The organism is Arthrobacter sp. Y3221087 (assembly GCF_059089905.1).
In genome coordinates, this window is record NZ_JBNHFE010000008.1 from 57,701 (window position 1) to 73,245 (window position 15,545).

Annotated in this window: 15 protein-coding genes; 4 read left to right on the forward strand and 11 right to left on the reverse strand. The window is 68.9% G+C overall.

Features of this window, described 5'->3' with window-relative positions:
- Window positions 1-61 precede the first annotated feature (61 nt).
- From AC5RUO_RS17785 to AC5RUO_RS17795, 3 genes are read left to right on the forward strand one after another with little or no spacing between them, the layout of a single operon-like run.
- Window positions 62-922, forward strand: coding sequence for an ECF transporter S component (locus tag AC5RUO_RS17785; protein ID WP_494011037.1), 861 nt, complete (start codon window positions 62-64; stop codon window positions 920-922).
- Window positions 923-930: 8 nt separating this feature from the next.
- Window positions 931-1,674, forward strand: coding sequence for an energy-coupling factor transporter transmembrane component T (locus AC5RUO_RS17790; protein WP_494104200.1), 744 nt, complete (start codon window positions 931-933; stop codon window positions 1,672-1,674).
- A 1-nt stretch (window position 1,675) separates the two neighbouring features.
- Window positions 1,676-3,217 carry an ABC transporter ATP-binding protein gene (locus AC5RUO_RS17795; protein WP_494104201.1) on the forward strand — a complete coding sequence of 514 codons (1,542 nt, stop codon included), beginning with the start codon at window positions 1,676-1,678 and terminating at the stop codon, window positions 3,215-3,217.
- 8 nt (window positions 3,218-3,225) lie between these two features.
- Here AC5RUO_RS17795 and AC5RUO_RS17800 read toward each other — a convergent pair whose 3' ends face one another.
- The 8 genes from AC5RUO_RS17800 to AC5RUO_RS17835 form a co-directional block, all read right to left on the reverse strand.
- Window positions 3,226-5,379, reverse strand: coding sequence for a 3-hydroxyacyl-CoA dehydrogenase NAD-binding domain-containing protein (locus AC5RUO_RS17800; RefSeq protein WP_494104202.1), 2,154 nt, complete (start codon window positions 5,377-5,379; stop codon window positions 3,226-3,228).
- Between the two features lie 78 nt (window positions 5,380-5,457).
- Window positions 5,458-6,792, reverse strand: coding sequence for an HRDC domain-containing protein (locus AC5RUO_RS17805; protein ID WP_494011041.1), 1,335 nt, complete (start codon window positions 6,790-6,792; stop codon window positions 5,458-5,460).
- A gap of 69 nt (window positions 6,793-6,861) precedes the next feature.
- A complete protein-coding gene (locus AC5RUO_RS17810; RefSeq protein ID WP_494011042.1) occupies window positions 6,862-7,512 on the reverse strand; it encodes a DUF3000 domain-containing protein in 651 nt (216 codons plus the stop codon).
- 58 nt (window positions 7,513-7,570) lie between these two features.
- Window positions 7,571-8,671: a threonine aldolase family protein gene (locus AC5RUO_RS17815; RefSeq protein WP_494104242.1), complete on the reverse strand. Its 1,101-nt coding sequence runs from the start codon at window positions 8,669-8,671 to the stop codon at window positions 7,571-7,573.
- 31 nt (window positions 8,672-8,702) lie between these two features.
- On the reverse strand, window positions 8,703-9,437 hold the full coding sequence (locus AC5RUO_RS17820; protein ID WP_494104203.1) for an SDR family NAD(P)-dependent oxidoreductase: 735 nt from the start codon (window positions 9,435-9,437) through the stop codon (window positions 8,703-8,705).
- On the reverse strand, window positions 9,434-10,801 hold the full coding sequence (locus AC5RUO_RS17825; protein ID WP_494104204.1) for a DUF6421 family protein: 1,368 nt from the start codon (window positions 10,799-10,801) through the stop codon (window positions 9,434-9,436). The genes AC5RUO_RS17820 and AC5RUO_RS17825 overlap by 4 nt, the downstream gene beginning before the upstream one ends.
- A 143-nt stretch (window positions 10,802-10,944) precedes the next feature.
- Window positions 10,945-11,493, reverse strand: a complete 549-nt coding sequence (gene msrB / locus AC5RUO_RS17830) for a peptide-methionine (R)-S-oxide reductase MsrB (protein ID WP_494011045.1) — start codon at window positions 11,491-11,493, stop codon at window positions 10,945-10,947.
- Window positions 11,494-11,507: 14 nt separating this feature from the next.
- Window positions 11,508-11,999: a hypothetical protein gene (locus AC5RUO_RS17835; protein WP_494011046.1), complete on the reverse strand. Its 492-nt coding sequence runs from the start codon at window positions 11,997-11,999 to the stop codon at window positions 11,508-11,510.
- Between the two features lie 113 nt (window positions 12,000-12,112).
- Between AC5RUO_RS17835 and AC5RUO_RS17840 the strand changes: the two genes are divergently transcribed.
- Window positions 12,113-13,372: an alpha/beta hydrolase family protein gene (locus AC5RUO_RS17840; RefSeq protein ID WP_494011047.1), complete on the forward strand. Its 1,260-nt coding sequence runs from the start codon at window positions 12,113-12,115 to the stop codon at window positions 13,370-13,372.
- Between the two features lie 34 nt (window positions 13,373-13,406).
- Here the strand turns inward: AC5RUO_RS17840 and ybaK are convergent, their stop codons facing one another.
- From ybaK to AC5RUO_RS17855, 3 genes are read right to left on the reverse strand one after another with little or no spacing between them, the layout of a single operon-like run.
- On the reverse strand, window positions 13,407-13,901 hold the full coding sequence (gene ybaK, locus AC5RUO_RS17845) for a Cys-tRNA(Pro) deacylase (RefSeq protein WP_494011048.1): 495 nt from the start codon (window positions 13,899-13,901) through the stop codon (window positions 13,407-13,409).
- A gap of 11 nt (window positions 13,902-13,912) precedes the next feature.
- Window positions 13,913-14,374: a SufE family protein gene (locus AC5RUO_RS17850; RefSeq protein ID WP_494011049.1), complete on the reverse strand. Its 462-nt coding sequence runs from the start codon at window positions 14,372-14,374 to the stop codon at window positions 13,913-13,915.
- Between the two features lie 31 nt (window positions 14,375-14,405).
- Window positions 14,406-15,332, reverse strand: a complete 927-nt coding sequence (locus AC5RUO_RS17855) for a sulfurtransferase (RefSeq protein ID WP_494104205.1) — start codon at window positions 15,330-15,332, stop codon at window positions 14,406-14,408.
- Window positions 15,333-15,545: the final 213 nt, after the last annotated feature.

The following is a 15,545-nucleotide window of genomic DNA, read 5'->3' on the forward strand; positions in this document are numbered from 1 at the left end:
GGCGTCCCGCACGGCCCGGCATTTTCCGGGCCCTGAAGTGCCGCACCCCAGAAGGAACCCCATGTCATCGCCCTCCCTGACGTTGCCGTCTCCAGCTCCCGCTGCCGCCCGCAGGCGCCGGCTGCTGGAAATCCTCGGCGGCCTGGCCATCGCCGCCACCTACATCTACCTGGTGCTCAACCAGCCTGCCGACATCACCGGCGGCCCCGGCAGCGCAGCGGCCCTGGTCGCCCTGTCCGGCTTCCTGGCCGGGGCTGTCCTGCTGATCGTCGCCATCCTCCCCACACTTCCGGCCTCCACGGTGGTGCTGATCCCGGTGGCCCTGGTCCTGAACATCGTCCTCGGCCAGTTCGTGGGCAGCACCCTGGTCCCGTTCTACCTGGACGCGATCGGCACCGTCCTGATCGCCGTCCTGGCAGGACCGGCAGCCGGTGCCGCCACCGGCGCCCTCAGCAGCATCGTCTGGTCCTTCTTCAACCCCACAGTGCTTCCCTTCGCCGCCGGGGCCGCACTGATCGGCTGCCTCGCCGGGCTGGCCGCGCGGTACGGCCTGTTCCGCCGCTTCTACCTCGCGCCCGTTGCCGGCTTCGCCACCGGGATCATCGGTGGCGTAGTGTCCGCCCCGGTTGCGGCCTTCGTGTTCGGCGGCACCTCCGGGGTGGCCACGGGTGCGATCGTCAGCGCCTTCCGCTCGATGGGCGATACCCTCCTGGCCGCCATCACCAAGCAGGCACTCATTTCGGATCCCATGGACAAGGCCATCGTCTTTACCGTGGTGGCTGTGCTGGTCTACGCGCTGCCGCGCCGCGCCAGCCAGCAGTTCCCGTTTGTCCGCCGGCACCGCGTGCTGGCCGGCAAGGCTCCCGCGTCGGAAGCAACGCGGACCGAAGCGACGGTGCCGGGGCCGGGTCAGGCGTCCTAGGCATACCCGTGCGGATTCATCCGCTGAGCGGACTGGCAGCGGCCGGCAGCACAGCAGTGATCACGACGGCGGCGGCGAGCCTTCCGCTGTCCGTCGCCGTGTCCGCCGCTGCGCTGACGCTCTCGGTGGTGGCGGGCACCGCCCGCCGGATGCTGCCCGCTGCCGCCGCCGTGCTGCTGCCCTTGGGGTTGTCCCTGCTGATTGTGCACGGGCTGTCCTTTCCGGAGGGGCTGACGGTTCTCGCCCAGTGGGGTCCGGTCCGCGTCACGGCAGAGGGTCTGTCCTTCGCGCTCGAGCGGGCGGCCCAGCTGTCCGCGGTGGTCCTCGTCCTGCTGGCCTACTCCTGCAGCGTCAACGTCCCGGACCTGGTGGCGGCCCTGTCCGCGCGCGGCATCCGTGGCCGGTTCGGGTTCGTGCTCGCCTCCACCCTCACGTTGCTGCCGGCCATCGCTGCCCGCACCGGGCGGATCAGGCAGGCCCAGGAATCCCGCGGTCTGGTGATCCGGCGCGGGCTCCTGCACCGGGCAGCCGCCTTCCGCCTCCAGGCTGTCCCGCTGGTCCTGTCACTGGTGGAGGACGCCGGAACCCGGGCCGCTGCCCTGGAGGCCCGCGGCTTCAGCAGCACCGGGCCCCGCACCAGCTACCGGGTCGTGCCGGATTCGCTGCCGCAACGGGTCCTGCGCCTGGTGCTGGTGCTTGCCGCTGCGGCCGCGGTTGCCGTGCGCCTGTGGCACTACGCAGAGGGGAACTGACGTGCACCACCTTCTCCGCCCGGTGCTGGCAGCAGGCATCCGCAGCTTCGCCTACCACGGCGGCGGCGCACCGGTCCTTTCCAGCGTGGATCTGGAACTCGCCCCGGGAACACTCACCGCAGTCCTGGGCACTTCCGGCAGCGGCAAGACGACGCTTGGCAAACTTCTTGCCGGCTGGCTGTCCCCGGCTACGGGTGGCGTGCTGGCAGGATTCCTGGAACTGGCCGGGCAGCGGCTGGAGTTTGACGGGAGCGCCGCAGATCCGCGGATCGATCCGGCGCAGTGGGGCCGGCAGGCGGGGTTCGTCCCGCAGGATGCGTCTGCCATCCTGTCCACGGTCAAGGCAACGGTAGCGGAGGAACTCGCGTTCGGCCTGGAAAACGCCGGGATGGACCGGGAGGACATGCGGGCGGCGGTGGAACACACTGCTGGCCTGCTCGGGCTCACCGGACTGCTGGAACGGGATCCTGCCCGGCTCTCCGGCGGCCAGCTGCGGCGGCTGGCCATCGGCTGTGCCATCATCACCCGTCCGCCGGTGCTGGTCATGGACGAGCCGTTCGCCTCCCTCGACGCCCCGGGTGTCAGGGAAGTGGAGGTGCTGGTGCGCCGCCTGACCGCGGCCGGAACCGCCGTCGTCATCCTGAGCCAGGTGCTCGACGCCCCGCTGCTGGACGCCGCAACGTGGGTTGTCCTGGCGGAAGGGACAGTCAGCGCCAGCGGACCGCCCGCCCATTTCCAGGCGGGCGGTGCCCTGCCGGCGGGAATCCGGCGGCCGCACGAGGCCCCGCCGCGGGAAACCGCGATTTCCCGCCGCAGCGGCAGCACGGCCCCGGCCCTGGAACTTCGGAACGTGACCTTCGGCTACCGGAACGATGTAGAGCGCAGACGGGGCTTCAGGCGCAGGCCAGGCCAGGACTTTGCTGCCGGCAGCCTCCCGTCCCCGGTACTGCAGGGCATAGACCTGGCTGTCCACCCGGGTGAGGTGGTGGCCATTACGGGTCCCAACGGTGCGGGCAAGTCAACCCTCCTGCGGCACTTCAACGGCCTGCTCAGGCCGGGAAGCGGGTCAGTACTGGTTCGGGGCAACGACATTGCACCGCGACCCGTGGGCAGCATCGCGGCATCCGTTGGAATTCTCTTCCAGCAACCACGGGACCAGCTGTTCGAGCGGAGCGCCCTGCGCGAGGTCCGGTTCGGCCTGGACCGGCATGTCGGCCGGGCCGCGGCGGGGGAGCGGGCGGAGGCGGCGCTGGCCGCCGTCGGGCTGGAGGGCGAGGCGCAGGCGCATCCCGCGGAATTGCCCGCATCCGGCAAACGGCTGCTGGCCGTTGCCACGGCCCTCGCCCGCAGGCCGGCCGTCCTGGCGCTCGACGAACCAACGGTGGCGCTCGACGGCGCGGGCCTGGCGGTCCTCGACGCTGCCGTCCGGTCCGCAGCGGAGGAGGGCGCCGCCGTCGTGCTTGTCACGCATGACCTGGCATACGCGCGGCAAGTGGCGCACCGCATCCTGGCGCTCGACGGCGGCCGGCTGGCGGAAGCCTGACGTACCGCCTAAGCCGCTGCGGCCGGGCTTGATGCCACGCCCGGCGGCAGGAAGCGCCTGCCGTTGACCCGCTCCGATGCCCCCACGCGGTCCAGGTAGGGGGTGATGCCGCCGAGGAACAGGGGCCAGCCGGCGCCCAGGATCATGCAGAGGTCGATGTCTTCGGGGCCGGCCACCACGCCCTCGTCCAGCATCAGGCCGATCTCCTCGGCAAGGGCGTCCTGGGTGCGCCGCAGCACCTCTTCACCTGAGGACGGTGCGGTGCCGAAGGACATCAGTGCCATGGTGGACCCGGGGATGGCGCGGGTCCCGTCCGGAGCCGTTTCCCAGAGGCCCTTGACGCCGTTGTCGATGAGTTTCTGCAGGTTGGCGGAGACGGGGAAGCGGCTGCCGAAAGCAGCGTTCAGGGACTCCTGGACGTGCTGGGCCACCGGAAGTCCCACCATCGCGAGCAGCGTGAACGGGGTCATCGGCAGGCCCATCGGGCGCAGGGCGTTGTCAGCCACCTCCGCGGGCGTCCCTTCGTCGAAGGCCGCGGTCACTTCGCCCATCAGCCGGAGCAGGATCCGGTTGACCACGAAGGCGGCAGCATCCTTGACCAGCACTCCCGTTTTCTTGAGGGTCCTGGCGAGCTCGAACGCGGTGGCGAGGACCTCGTCCCCGGTCCGCGGGGCACGGACGATCTCCAGCAGCGGCATCACGGCCACCGGGTTGAAGAAGTGGAACCCCACCAGGCGCTCAGGATGCTGCAGGTCCTCGGCCATGGCGGTGACTGACAGCGAGGACGTGTTGGTGGCCAGGATGCAATCGGGCCGGACGATGCCCTCCAGCTCGGCGAACACCTGCTTCTTGACGCCCAGCTCCTCGAAGACGGCCTCGATGACGAAGTCGGCGTCGGCGAAGGCTTCCTTGGACACGGAACCGGTGACCAGCGCCTTGGTCCGTGCCGCGGCATCAGGGCTGATGCGCTCCTTTGCCAGCAGCTTGTCCACCTCGGCATGGACGTAGCCAACACCTTTGTCCACCCGGGCCTGGTCGATGTCCGTCATGACCACGGGGAGCTTGAGCTGGCGGGCGAAGAGCAGCGCCAGCTGGCTGGCCATCAGTCCGGCACCCACCACGCCCACCTTGGCGACCGGCCGGGCCAGGCTCCGGTCCGGGGCGCCGGCCGGGCGCTTGGAGCGCTTCTGGACGAGGTCGAGGAAAGCGTAGACCGTTGCCCGGAACTCATCCGTCTGCATCAGCTCCGCCAGGGTCTCGCATTCCAGCGCGGCGGATTCCGCCTGGCCCAGGGTGCGGTTGGCTTCGAGCAGGTCAAGGACCTTGCCCGGGGCGGGAGCCGCATCCGAGGTCTTTGCGGTGACGAACTGCCGGCCTGTCGCCACCGCGGCGACCCACCGGGCGGCGGTGTCGGGCGCGGAAGGGTCGACGGCGTTGGGGCGTTCCGGAACAACCTCCCCGGTGATGACTCCCGCAGCCCAGGCCAGGGACTGCTCCAGGAAGTTGTCCGGGCCGAAGAGGGCGTCCGCCATGCCAAGGTCGAAGGCCTGGGCGCCGGTCAGCGTCCGGTTGTTGCTGAGCGGGTTCTCGATCATGACCTGGACTGCGCGTTCCGGGCCGATCAGGCGGGGAAGGAGGTAGACGCCGCCCCAGCCCGGCACCAGCCCGAGGAACGCTTCCGGCAGCGCCAGCGCTCCGGCGCCCGCCGAGACCGTCCGGTACGTGGATTGCAGGGCCACCTCGAGGCCGCCGCCCAAGGCCGGGCCGTTGACGAACGCAAAGCTCGGAACCCCCAGGTTGGCAAGGGTCCGGAACACCTCATGGCCAAGCTGTGCCATCCACAGTCCGTGTTCGCGCTTCGCCAGGGATTTCACCGCCGAAAGGTCCGCGCCGGCAACGAAGTAGGAGGACTTGCCCGTGATGCCGACGCCGGCGATCTCCCCGTTCGCCACCCGTGTCCGCAGTCCCTCGAGCACGGTGCCGAGTTCCACCAGGGTGTTCGGTCCCAGGGTTGTGGGCTTGGAGGCGTCCAGCCCGTTGTCCAGGGTGATGAGGGCGAACGTGCCGGCCGCGCCGGGCAGGTCGACGTCCCGGACGGTGGAGTGGGTGACGGTCTCGTCGGGGAACAAGCTGGCGAAATCGGAAAAGTCTGCGGCGCTCATGACGGGGCTCCTTAGGACGGGGATGTATCCCAGATGTTACTCACCGGTAACTTCGCCCGCAAGGCCACCGTCCCGCCCTCATTCCCCGGTTGCTGCCACGGCGGCTTTGGGTTCCTTGGGCGGCAGCGGCTGCGGATTGAGGAAGGCGCCGGCAATCAGCGGCGCGGTGAGTTCCACCTGCCAGTCCCGTGCGCCCAGGGCTCGCAGCTCGGCAGCCACGGACGCCTCGCTGATGTGGGCGGGCGGCCGCCATGCCACCCGCCGGAGGAAATCAGGGGTCAGGAGGTTCTCCAGCGGCAGGTTCAACTGTTCGGCCTTTTCCTGCAGCAGGGGCCGGGCCGTGGCCAGCCGCGCGGCGGCATCCGGGTCGCGGTCCGCCCAGACGCGGGGCGGGGGCGGGGCGTTCGTCGCCAGGTGCAGCGGAGGCAGTTCCTCGAGGTCCCGGGCGGCGGCAATGCACCGCAGCCAGCGTGGAGCCTCCCGTTGTGCTGCCCTGCCATGGAATCCCTTGGTGCCCAGCAGTTGCGGCACGGTGGCGGGCATGGCCTTCGCGGCCGCCACCAGGGCGGAGTCGGGAATCAGCCGTCCCGGTGCCACGTCCCGTTTTTGTGCCAGGGAGTCGCGTTCCAGCCACAGCTCCCGGACGGCGGCGAGCTGGCGGCGGTCCCGGATCTGGTGCAGGCCGGAGGTCTTCCGCCAGGGATCAACCCGGGGCGGGGCCACGCCGGCAGCGAGGATGGCGGCAAACTCCTGCTCGGCGTACCCGAGCTTCCCGTCGGCTTCCAGCAGCTCCACCAGCTCTTCACGCAGCTCGCTGAGCACCTCGACGTCGAGGGCGGCGTAGCGGAGCCAGGGTTCCGGCAGGGGCCTGGTGGACCAGTCCGCTGCCGAATGTTCCTTGGCGAGGCTGAATCCCAGGAGCTGCTCGATGACCGCGGCCAGGCCAACCCGGGGCAGGCCCGCCAGGCGTGCGGCGAGTTCGGTATCGAAGAGCTTGTCCGGCCACATGCCCAGCTCCAGGAGGCAGGGCAGGTCCTGGGTGGCCGCGTGGAGGATCCATTCGACGCCGCGGAGGGCGTCATTGATGATGGTGAGGTTCTCGAAGGGTTCGGGATCGATCAGCCAGGTGCCGGCGCCTTCGCGGCGGATCTGGACCAGGAACGCCCGCTGCCCGTAACGGAAACCGGAAGCGCGTTCGGCGTCAACCCCCGCGGGGCCCGTGCCGGCAGCAATGGCGGCGGCGCACCGCTCCAGCCCGGCCTGGGTTTCGATAACCAGCGGTACGCCCTCCCGGGGTGCTGCCAGCTCGATGATTTCGGGGATGGGGCTGTCGAAGCCTTCCACCGTGATGTGGGGTGCGGTATCAGCAGCCGGGACGCCGGCCGTGGTGTTTTCCGGAATGTTAGGGGTCATGATGCCCTTAGTTTACCGGGCAGCCCCGGAAAGGCGGCCTGCCTGCACGCCGGCAGCGGTGCGCGCGCACTAGTTGCGGCGCCGATGCGGCAGGGGCGTCACGCCGTCGGGCAGCGGAGGCAGCCCGGCGAACGTGCACACCATGTCGGACCACGCTTCAAGGTGGGCAGTGACGTCGGAGGACGCCGGGGTCCACGACGCCCGGAGCTCGATGTCGATGGACCCCGGACGTTCAGCGAGGGTGCCGAAGCTTTCGGACAGGACCCGCGTGGCCGTGCCGCCCGCTGCCCGGTAGGGCGCCTTGTGGTTCTCCAGCGCTTCCACCAGCCAGGTCCAGGCCACCGTTCCGAGCATTTCGTCGTTGCCCATCTCTGGCTCCAGTTCGGCCCTGATGTAGGTCACGATCCGGAATTCGCCATCCCAGACGGCCGAGCCCTCGGGGTCGTGGAGCAGGATGAACCGCCCGGTTGCCAGCTCCGTTTCGGAGTCGTTCCCGGAACCCGCCGCGGCCGCCAGGGCCATGGCGGCGGGTCCGTGCAGGGGAGTGGCAGGAGTGGCGGCACCGGGCGCCATGACTTCTGCTCCCAGGGCGACGGCGAAGGGCGCAAGGCGCGCGGGCGCGGGAATTTCCGCGAGGCGGAGTTCCTTGCGGCACTGGGCTTTCCTGAGGGTTCCCAAGGCGTGGAGAAAATCCGGGGGAACCTGGTCAAGTGCGTTCACCTTGGCAGATTACGCAACAGGCCAAGGCAGAACGGGAAGGCTCGCCGTCACCGGAGGCCTAGGTGCCCTGCCCGCTCCGGTAATCGCGGAGTTCGTGGCGGATTGCGGCAGCGAAGGCATCAACATCCTCCTCGGTGGTGTCGAAGGAGCACATCCAGCGGACTTCCCCGGCGGCCTCGTTCCAGTCGTAGAACCGGAAGGACGTGCGGAGCCTGTCTGCCACGCCTGGGGGCAGCACGGCAAAGACGCCGTTGGATTCGGTTTTCTGGGTGGGCCGGACGCCGTCGATGGTGTCGACGGCGGCGCGCAGGCGGGCAGCCATGGCGTTGGCATGCGAGGCCGACCGCAGCCAGAGGCCGCCCTCGAGGAGGGCGATGAACTGGGCGGACAGGAACCGCATCTTGGAGGCCAGCTGCATGTTCATCTTGCGGAGGTAGACCAGCCCGTGGGCGGCCTCCGGGTTGAGTGCCACCACCACTTCGCCGAACAGCAGGCCGTTCTTGGTGCCCCCGAAGGAGAGGATGTCCACGCCGGCATCCCGGGTGAAGTCCCGCAGCGGAACCTGCAGGTGGGCGGCGGCGTTGGCCAGCCGGGCGCCGTCCATGTGCAGCTTCATGCCCCGCGCGTGGGCATGGTCCGCGATGGCGCGGACTTCCTCCGGGGTGTAGCAGGTGCCAAGCTCGGTGGTCTGGGTGATGGAGACGGCGAGCGGCTGGGCGCGGTGTTCGTCGCCCCAACCCCAGGCCTCGCGGTCGATCAGTTCGGGCGTCAGCTTGCCGTCCGGGGTGGGGACGTGCAGCAGCTTGATGCCGCCGATCCGCTCGGGGGCGCCGTTCTCGTCCATGTTGATGTGCGCGGTGGAGGCGCACACCACGGCGCCCCAGCGCGGCAGCAGCGACTGCAGGGCCAGGACATTGGCACCGGTCCCGTTGAAGACGGGAAAGCATTCGATGCCTGGCCCGAAGTGCTCCGCCATCAGTTCTTCCAGCCGTGCCGTGTAGTCATCCTCCCCGTAGGAGACCTGGTGCCCGCCGTTCGCGGCGGCGAGGGCCGCGAGGACCTCGGGGTGGGCGCCGGAGTAGTTGTCCGAGGCAAAGCCGCGCATGCCGGGATCGTGCAGCCGCGCCGCGTGCCCGATTTCTGCCGTTGTTGCTGTCATGCTTTTGCTCACGCTTTCAGTCTAGGTACAGTCACTGCGGCGGCTGGCCGGCCAGCCGGAGGCGCGTGCCGTTCAGTTCGTCCGCGGGCGCCTTGAAGAGCCGGACGACGGCGGCCGCCAGCTCCTCCACGTCCGTGGCCCCTGGGAAGGAGCGTTCCGGGTGGCTGCGCCGAAGGCCTTCGTCCACCAGGGCCTTCACCACCAGCACGACGGCGGCAGCCTGCCCGCCGTCCACCTTGCGGAAGCCGTCTGCCATCGCCATGGTCCAGGCTTCAGCGGCCGCCTTGGCTGCGACATAGCTGGCCACACCTGCCGTGGGCTGGTCAAGGGCCGTGGAGGAGACCATAACGAACCTGCCGTTGCCCGAGGCGGCGATGTCATCGAAGAACACGCGGGAGACATTGCGCAGTGTGGTGACTGCGCCCTGGTGCAGGAAGTCCCAGTCCTCGTCGGACTGGTCCGGGATGCCGGAGGCGCCACGCCAGCCGCCCACCAGGTGGATCACCGCGTCCACCGGCCCCGCGGCTGCGGAAACTTCCTCCCGCAGCCGCCGGACGTCGTTGAGCCTGGCAAGGTCGCACACCAGGGGGGTGACGCCGTCGCCCGCCTGCTGTGCCGCTGCCTCAATCCGGTGCCGGTCCGAGCCGACCGTGAAGACCCGGCAGCCGGCCTGGTGGAGCGCGCGGGCCACGGCCACGCCGGAGGCGCCGCTGCCGCCCGTGATCAGGACGTTCAGCGGTAGTTCGCCGTTCCGGGGGCTGCTCACAGTGCGGAGCTGCCGGTGATGCCGGCGGTGGATTCGATAACGGGGCGCATTTTCTTTTCCAATGCCTCGTAGAACATGGACAGCGGGAACTCGTCGTCCAGCACCTGGTCGGTGAGGCCCCGCGGCGGACCCGCGAGGGGCAGCGCCTCCGGTCCCTTGGCCCAGACTGACGCCGGATTCGGGGTGACGGTCGCGGAGATCAGCTTATAGGCGGCCAGCCAGTGCGCGGTCTTGGGCCGGTCGATGGAGCGCCAGTACAGGTCATCAATGGCGGTGCCGAGGGCAATGACGGCGTCAGCCACTTCATCCCAGTCGATGGTGAGCCGGGTGTCGGTCCAGTGGAGGACGTGGTGCTGGTGCAGCCACGCGAAAAGGAGCTGTCCGCCCAGGCCGTCGTAGTTGCGGACGCGGCTGCCAGTGATGGCGAAGCGGAAGATGCGGTCGAAGATGATGGCGTACTGCACCAGCTTCGCGTGCCGGCGTGCCTCCGGATCCGCGTTCTCGTCCTGCTCGATCCGCACGGACTCGCGGAAGGCGGTCAGGTCGCAGCGGAGCTCTTCCAGGGAGTACAGGAAGAACGGCATGCGCTGCTTGATCATGAACGGGTCGAAGGGCAGGTCGCCGCGCATGTGGGTGCGGTCGTGGATCAGGTCCCACATCACGAAGGTGGCCTCCGTGAGGTCCTGGTCGGCGAGCATGTCCGCGGCACCTTCGGGCAGGTCCAGGCAGGTGATCCCGGCGGCCGCCTTCAGGACGCGGCGGAAGCGGGCTGCTTCCCGGTCGGCGAAGATTGCGCCCCACGTGAAGGTGGGGGTTTCGCTGACGGCAACGGTTTCGGGGAAGAGGACGGCGGAGTTGGTGTCATAGCCGGCGGTGAAGTCCAGGAAGCGGATGGGGACGAACAGCTTGTTGGAGTAGTCTCCGCTTTCCAGGCCGGCGATGAATTCCGGCCAGATGACCTCGATGAGGACTGCTTCCACGAGGCGGCTGCTGCTGCCGTTCTGCGTGTACATGGGGAAGATGACCAGGTGCTGCAGGCCGTCGCGGCGCTGCTCCTGTGGTTGGAAGGCGAGCAGGGAGTTCAGGAAATCGGGCACACCGAACCCGCCGGCCTGCCACGCTGCGAAGTCACTGCAGGCAGCATCGAGGTATGCGGCGTCGTGCGGGAACGCGGGGGCCAGGGCCCGGACCGCGGCGATGATCTCGTCAACGGAAGCGGAAGCCGCGGCATGCGCTGCCGTGTCGGGGATTGAACCGTCCTGCGCCTGCAGGAGCTGGAGTGCCGCGGCCGCGGCCTTGAGCCGGAGCCAGTCCGGGTTAGTGGCGGAGATTCCGGTCACGGCGGTGGTCAGGACTTCGGTCATCGTCGGCTGCCTTTCTGGTTGCTTGCTGTCTATGGGGAGCGTAGCAAGCAACCAGAAGAACTAATCTGAAAAGCGGTCTACCCCAAGAAAAACTGTTGCTCGGGGCTGAACCGGAGGGCCCGAGCCCTCCTGGTGCTGGGGGATCAGGCCTCGGGGATTCCGCCGCTGACCTGCGGTTCTTCCCGCGGAACCAGCTTCAGGGAGACGGAATTGATGCAGTAGCGCTGGTCCGTGGGTGTGCCATAGCCTTCGCCCTCAAAGACGTGGCCAAGGTGGGAGTCGCAGGTTCCGCAGCGGACTTCCACGCGGTCCATGCCAAGGGTGCGGTCATGGATGTAGCGGACCTTCCCCTCAGCCAGCGGAGCCCAGAAGGACGGCCAGCCGCAATGGGAGTCGAACTTCTCGTTGCTGGTGAACAGTTCCGTCCCGCAGGCGCGGCACTGGTAGGTGCCCGCCGTGTGCGTGTCCCAGTACTCTCCGGTGAAGGGACGCTCGGTGCCGGCCTGCCGCAGGACGTAGAACTCCTCCGGAGTCAGTTCCTGCCGCCATTCGGCATCGCTTTTCCGGACGGTGCCGGTTCCGTCGGCGGTTTCCGTGGCGGACTCCTCGTGGGCGGTGTCCTGCACTGCGGCAGGGTCCGCGACGGCGTGGGTGGCCCGGTTACCGAAGATGCTGTTTCCGAAGATGTTCATACGTTTGTCAACGCTCAGGAGTCGCCGATAAATCCCGAGCCCGCATACAGGTGCAGCACGGGCACGCCCAGCCGGTCCTGCGCCTTGTTGGCCCAGTCCGTATGGAAGGTGTCGGCCACGGCATGGGGCCGGGTGATCACCACTGCCTGGGACGCGCCGGTCTCGCGGACTTTGGCCACCAGGCCGTCAACCGCTCCGCCCTCCACCACCTCACCTGAAACGCCGCTGCCCAGTCCTTCGAGGGCAGCGACGGAGGCCGCCAGTGTTTCCGCCGCGTGGGCCCGCTCGGTGCCCGGATCAGGTGCGCCCGCTGTCAGTTCCCGGAAAGCCTTGGCAATGTCCAGCAGGGAAAGGTTCTCGAGGAAATCCACCAGTAGGTGCCGCTCGGTGTTGGCGGGCACCAGGACAAGGAGGCGTGTCTCTGCTCCGTCCACAAGCCGTTCGATGTTCACGCGGTCGTCCGCGCCCAGGGGTTCTTCGGTCAGGATGACGATGGGTTCGCTCATGGCCTTAGCCTAGCCCTGCGCCCGGGGAGCCGCACCCGGTCACCGCCCGGCTCCCGGGTGCGTCCGCGGTCCAGGAATGCGGGCTACCGTCCGCGGGCGGTAAGAATAGTGCCATGGCTCTTTTCCAGCGCACCGGCCCGGTCCCCGTATCACCCGCCAGCGAATCCGGCGGCATGTCATCGCGGGCAAAGTGGGCCATCGGCGGCGCGATAGGCGGCGGGGCCCTGGCCGGACTCCTTGCCACCGGCTCGTCGGCCCTGGCGGTCTACTTCGCCCGGCGGGTCATCACCCCCTCCCGGCAGCGGACCGCGGACCAGGAGGTGCTGGCCGTGATCCGGGACGGCCAGAAACAGCAGGTGATCCTTGCCGCCACCGATGACACAACCGTGGACGGTGTGTATGGGTTCTTCTTCGACGGCGGCCAGGGGCACGCGCGGATCGGCCGGATCGTGTCTTATTCTCCGTCGGAGCGGACAGTGCTGCGCGAAGTCGAAGCCGTGTACGCCGGCGACCTTTCCACTGCACGCTGGGGCTGGTGGAGCGGGGCTGTCTACCCGGACCCGGCCGCCGTCGGGCTTCCAGCGGAGGACGTGGTGATCCCGGTGGACCGCGGCGAGGCGCCGGCGTGGCTGGTGCGTGCCGGTGGCACTGCCCGGACGTGGGCGGTGATGGTGCACGGCCGGGGCGCCAGCCGGCAGGAGGCGCTGCGTGCCGTGGGCCCGGCGCTGGAACTCGGCCTGACCAGCCTGCTGGTCTCCTATCGCAACGACGGGCTCGCGCCGTCGGCCGGTGACGGGCGGTATGGCCTGGGCTCCACGGAATGGCGGGACATTGAATCCGCCATTGAGTACGCGCTGGCCAACGGCGCCGAGGAAATCGTGCTGTTTGGCTGGTCGATGGGAGGTGCCATCTGCCTGCAGACCGCCGACCTGTCCCGGTACCGGCACCTGATCCGTGCCATGGTGCTCGATGCCCCGGTGATCGACTGGGTGAACGTCCTGGCGCACCATGCGCAAATCAACCGGATTCCGTCCCTGGTGGGCCGGTACGGGCAGCTGATGCTCGGGCATCCGCTGGGACGCCGGCTGACCGGGCTCGCCGCGCCCGTGGACCTGAAAGAGATGGATTGGGTGTCCCGCGCCGTGGAACTGAGGACCCCCACGCTGATCATCCACAGCGTTGACGACGAGTATGTGCCGTACAAGCCGTCCACGCTGCTGGCGGAACGGAATCCGGAGATGGTCACCTTCGAACCCTTCCACCAGGCCCGCCACACGAAGGAATGGAACGTGGACCCGGAACGCTGGGAGCGGCTCGTGAAAGCGTGGCTGCGGCAGCAGCTTGCGCCACGGCTCAATCCAGGTGCCCGGTAGCCCCGGTCCGGCAACTGTTTTGCCCCAAGCGGTCCTAGGCCAGGGAGCTGATGGGTGCCGTGGCGGCGTTGGTCAGGCGGACAAGGTCCGCCGGGGCGAGTTCGACATCCAGGCCCCGCTTACCCCCGGAAACGAGCAGGCTCTCGAGCGTGAGGGCGCTGGAGTCCAGCACAGTGGGGGAGGGCAGCCGCTGGCCAAGCGGGGAGATGCCGCCAAGGACATAACCGGTCCTCCGCTGGGCGGCAGCGGGATCAGCCATTGCCGCCTTCTTCGCCCCCATGGCGGCGGCAAAGGCCTTCAGGTCAAGGCTTCCGCTGACAGGCACGATCCCCACCGCCAGCTTTCCCTCCACCTCGACCATCAGCGTTTTGAACACGCGGGCCGGATCGATGCCCAGGACTTCCGCGGCTTCGGTCCCGTAGCTGGCCACCGCGGGATCGTGGGTATAGGGGTGCAGCACAAAGGGAACCCCGGCCGCGGTCAGTGCCGCTGTGGCCGGGGTTCCCTGGAAAGCGCTCTTGCGTGCCACCGGTACGCGGATCAGGCGCGGACGCCGCCGGCAGCGGCCACCTTGCGCTTGATCCTTCCCAGCATTGCCGTCATGCCGCGCATCCGCAGCGGCGTGATGGCCCTGGTGAGGCCGAGAAGTTCGGGCATGTCGTCGGGCACCGAGAGGATCTCTTGGGGCGACAGCCCGTCAAGCCCCTCATGCAGGACGCCGGCGAAACCGCGCGTGGTGGGAGCCTCGGCCGGGGCCTTGAAGTACAGGCGCACGGCAGGCGCCTGCCCGCCGTCGTTCTTCTCCGTCTCAATGGTAAGGAACAGCGGCGACTGGCACTCCACCACCTGCTCGAGGAGCTCGGGATGGTCGTTCAGCCGCTCCGGAAGCGGCGGCAGTCCCTCGGAGAATTCCAGCAGCAGCTGCAGCCTCTCGGGTTCGCTGAGGGCCTGGAAGTCGTCGACGATGGCCGCCAGGGCGGAGGGCAAGGCTTGAGTAGTCATCAGTCCAAGTTTACGCGGGACGGTGTCCGCGTCAGACTCCTGCCGGGACGGAAACGGAACCGCGCTCGGCGCCCTTGACGATCGGGACGCGGACAGCATTGCCCCATTCGGTCCATGAGCCGTCATAGTTGCGGACGGACTCGAAGCCCAGGAGGTACTTGAGGGCGAACCAGGTGTGGCTGGAGCGCTCGCCGATGCGGCAGTAGGCCACGACGTCGTCGCCCGCGGTGAGGCCGGCCTCGCCCAGGTAGATGGCCTCGAGTTCCTCGCGGCTGCGGTAGGTGCCGTCAGCTGCGGCGGCCCGTGCCCAGGGGACGGAGGCGGCAGTGGGGATGTGACCGCCGCGCAGGGCGCCTTCCTCCGGGTAGGCGGGCATGTGCGTGCGCTGGCCGGTGTACTCCTCGGGGGAGCGGACGTCGATCAGCGGCCCGGTGCCCAGGTGCGCCAGGACGTCTTCCTTGAATGCACGGATGGGGGCGTCGTCGCGCTCCACCACGGGGTAGTTGCCGGCGGCGGGTGCGGGCTTGTCCTTGGTCAGTTCCCGGCCTTCGGCAATCCACTTGTCCCGGCCGCCGTCGAGCAGCCGGACGTCCTGGTGGCCGAAAAGGGTGAAGACCCACAGGGCATAGGCGGCCCACCAGTTGGACTTGTCGCCGTAGATGACCACTGTTGTGTCCCGGGAAATGCCCTTCGACGCCGCGAGCTTGGCGAAGGCGGCTCCGTCCACGTAGTCGCGCGTCACCTCGTCGTTCAGGTCCGTGTGCCAGTCGATCTTCACGGCACCGGGAATGTGGCCTGTTTCGTGCAGGAGCACGTCCTCGTCGGACTCCACGACCACCAGGTCGCCGCTGGCCACGGCACCCTCTGCAAGGGCTGCAGCAAGCCATTCAGTGGAGACCAGGCGCTCGGGGTGGGCGTAGGCGGCGAACTTCTCGTTCTGCTCAACGGGGTAGGGCATTGGTGATGGCCTTTCATTAGAGACACGGGAGGACCGCTGGACCTGGAGTGGCACCGGCGTCGGGACCTGTTCCCACACTAGCCAGCGCCCAGCACGTTGTCCGTATTCCGTTAACAGGACGAAATGTTGCCTTCATCACTGCGCGCCGGCAGCAGGCCGGGGAACCGGGCGGGGCACCGCATTGCCGGTATCCTTTCTGGGGACCTCCTACCA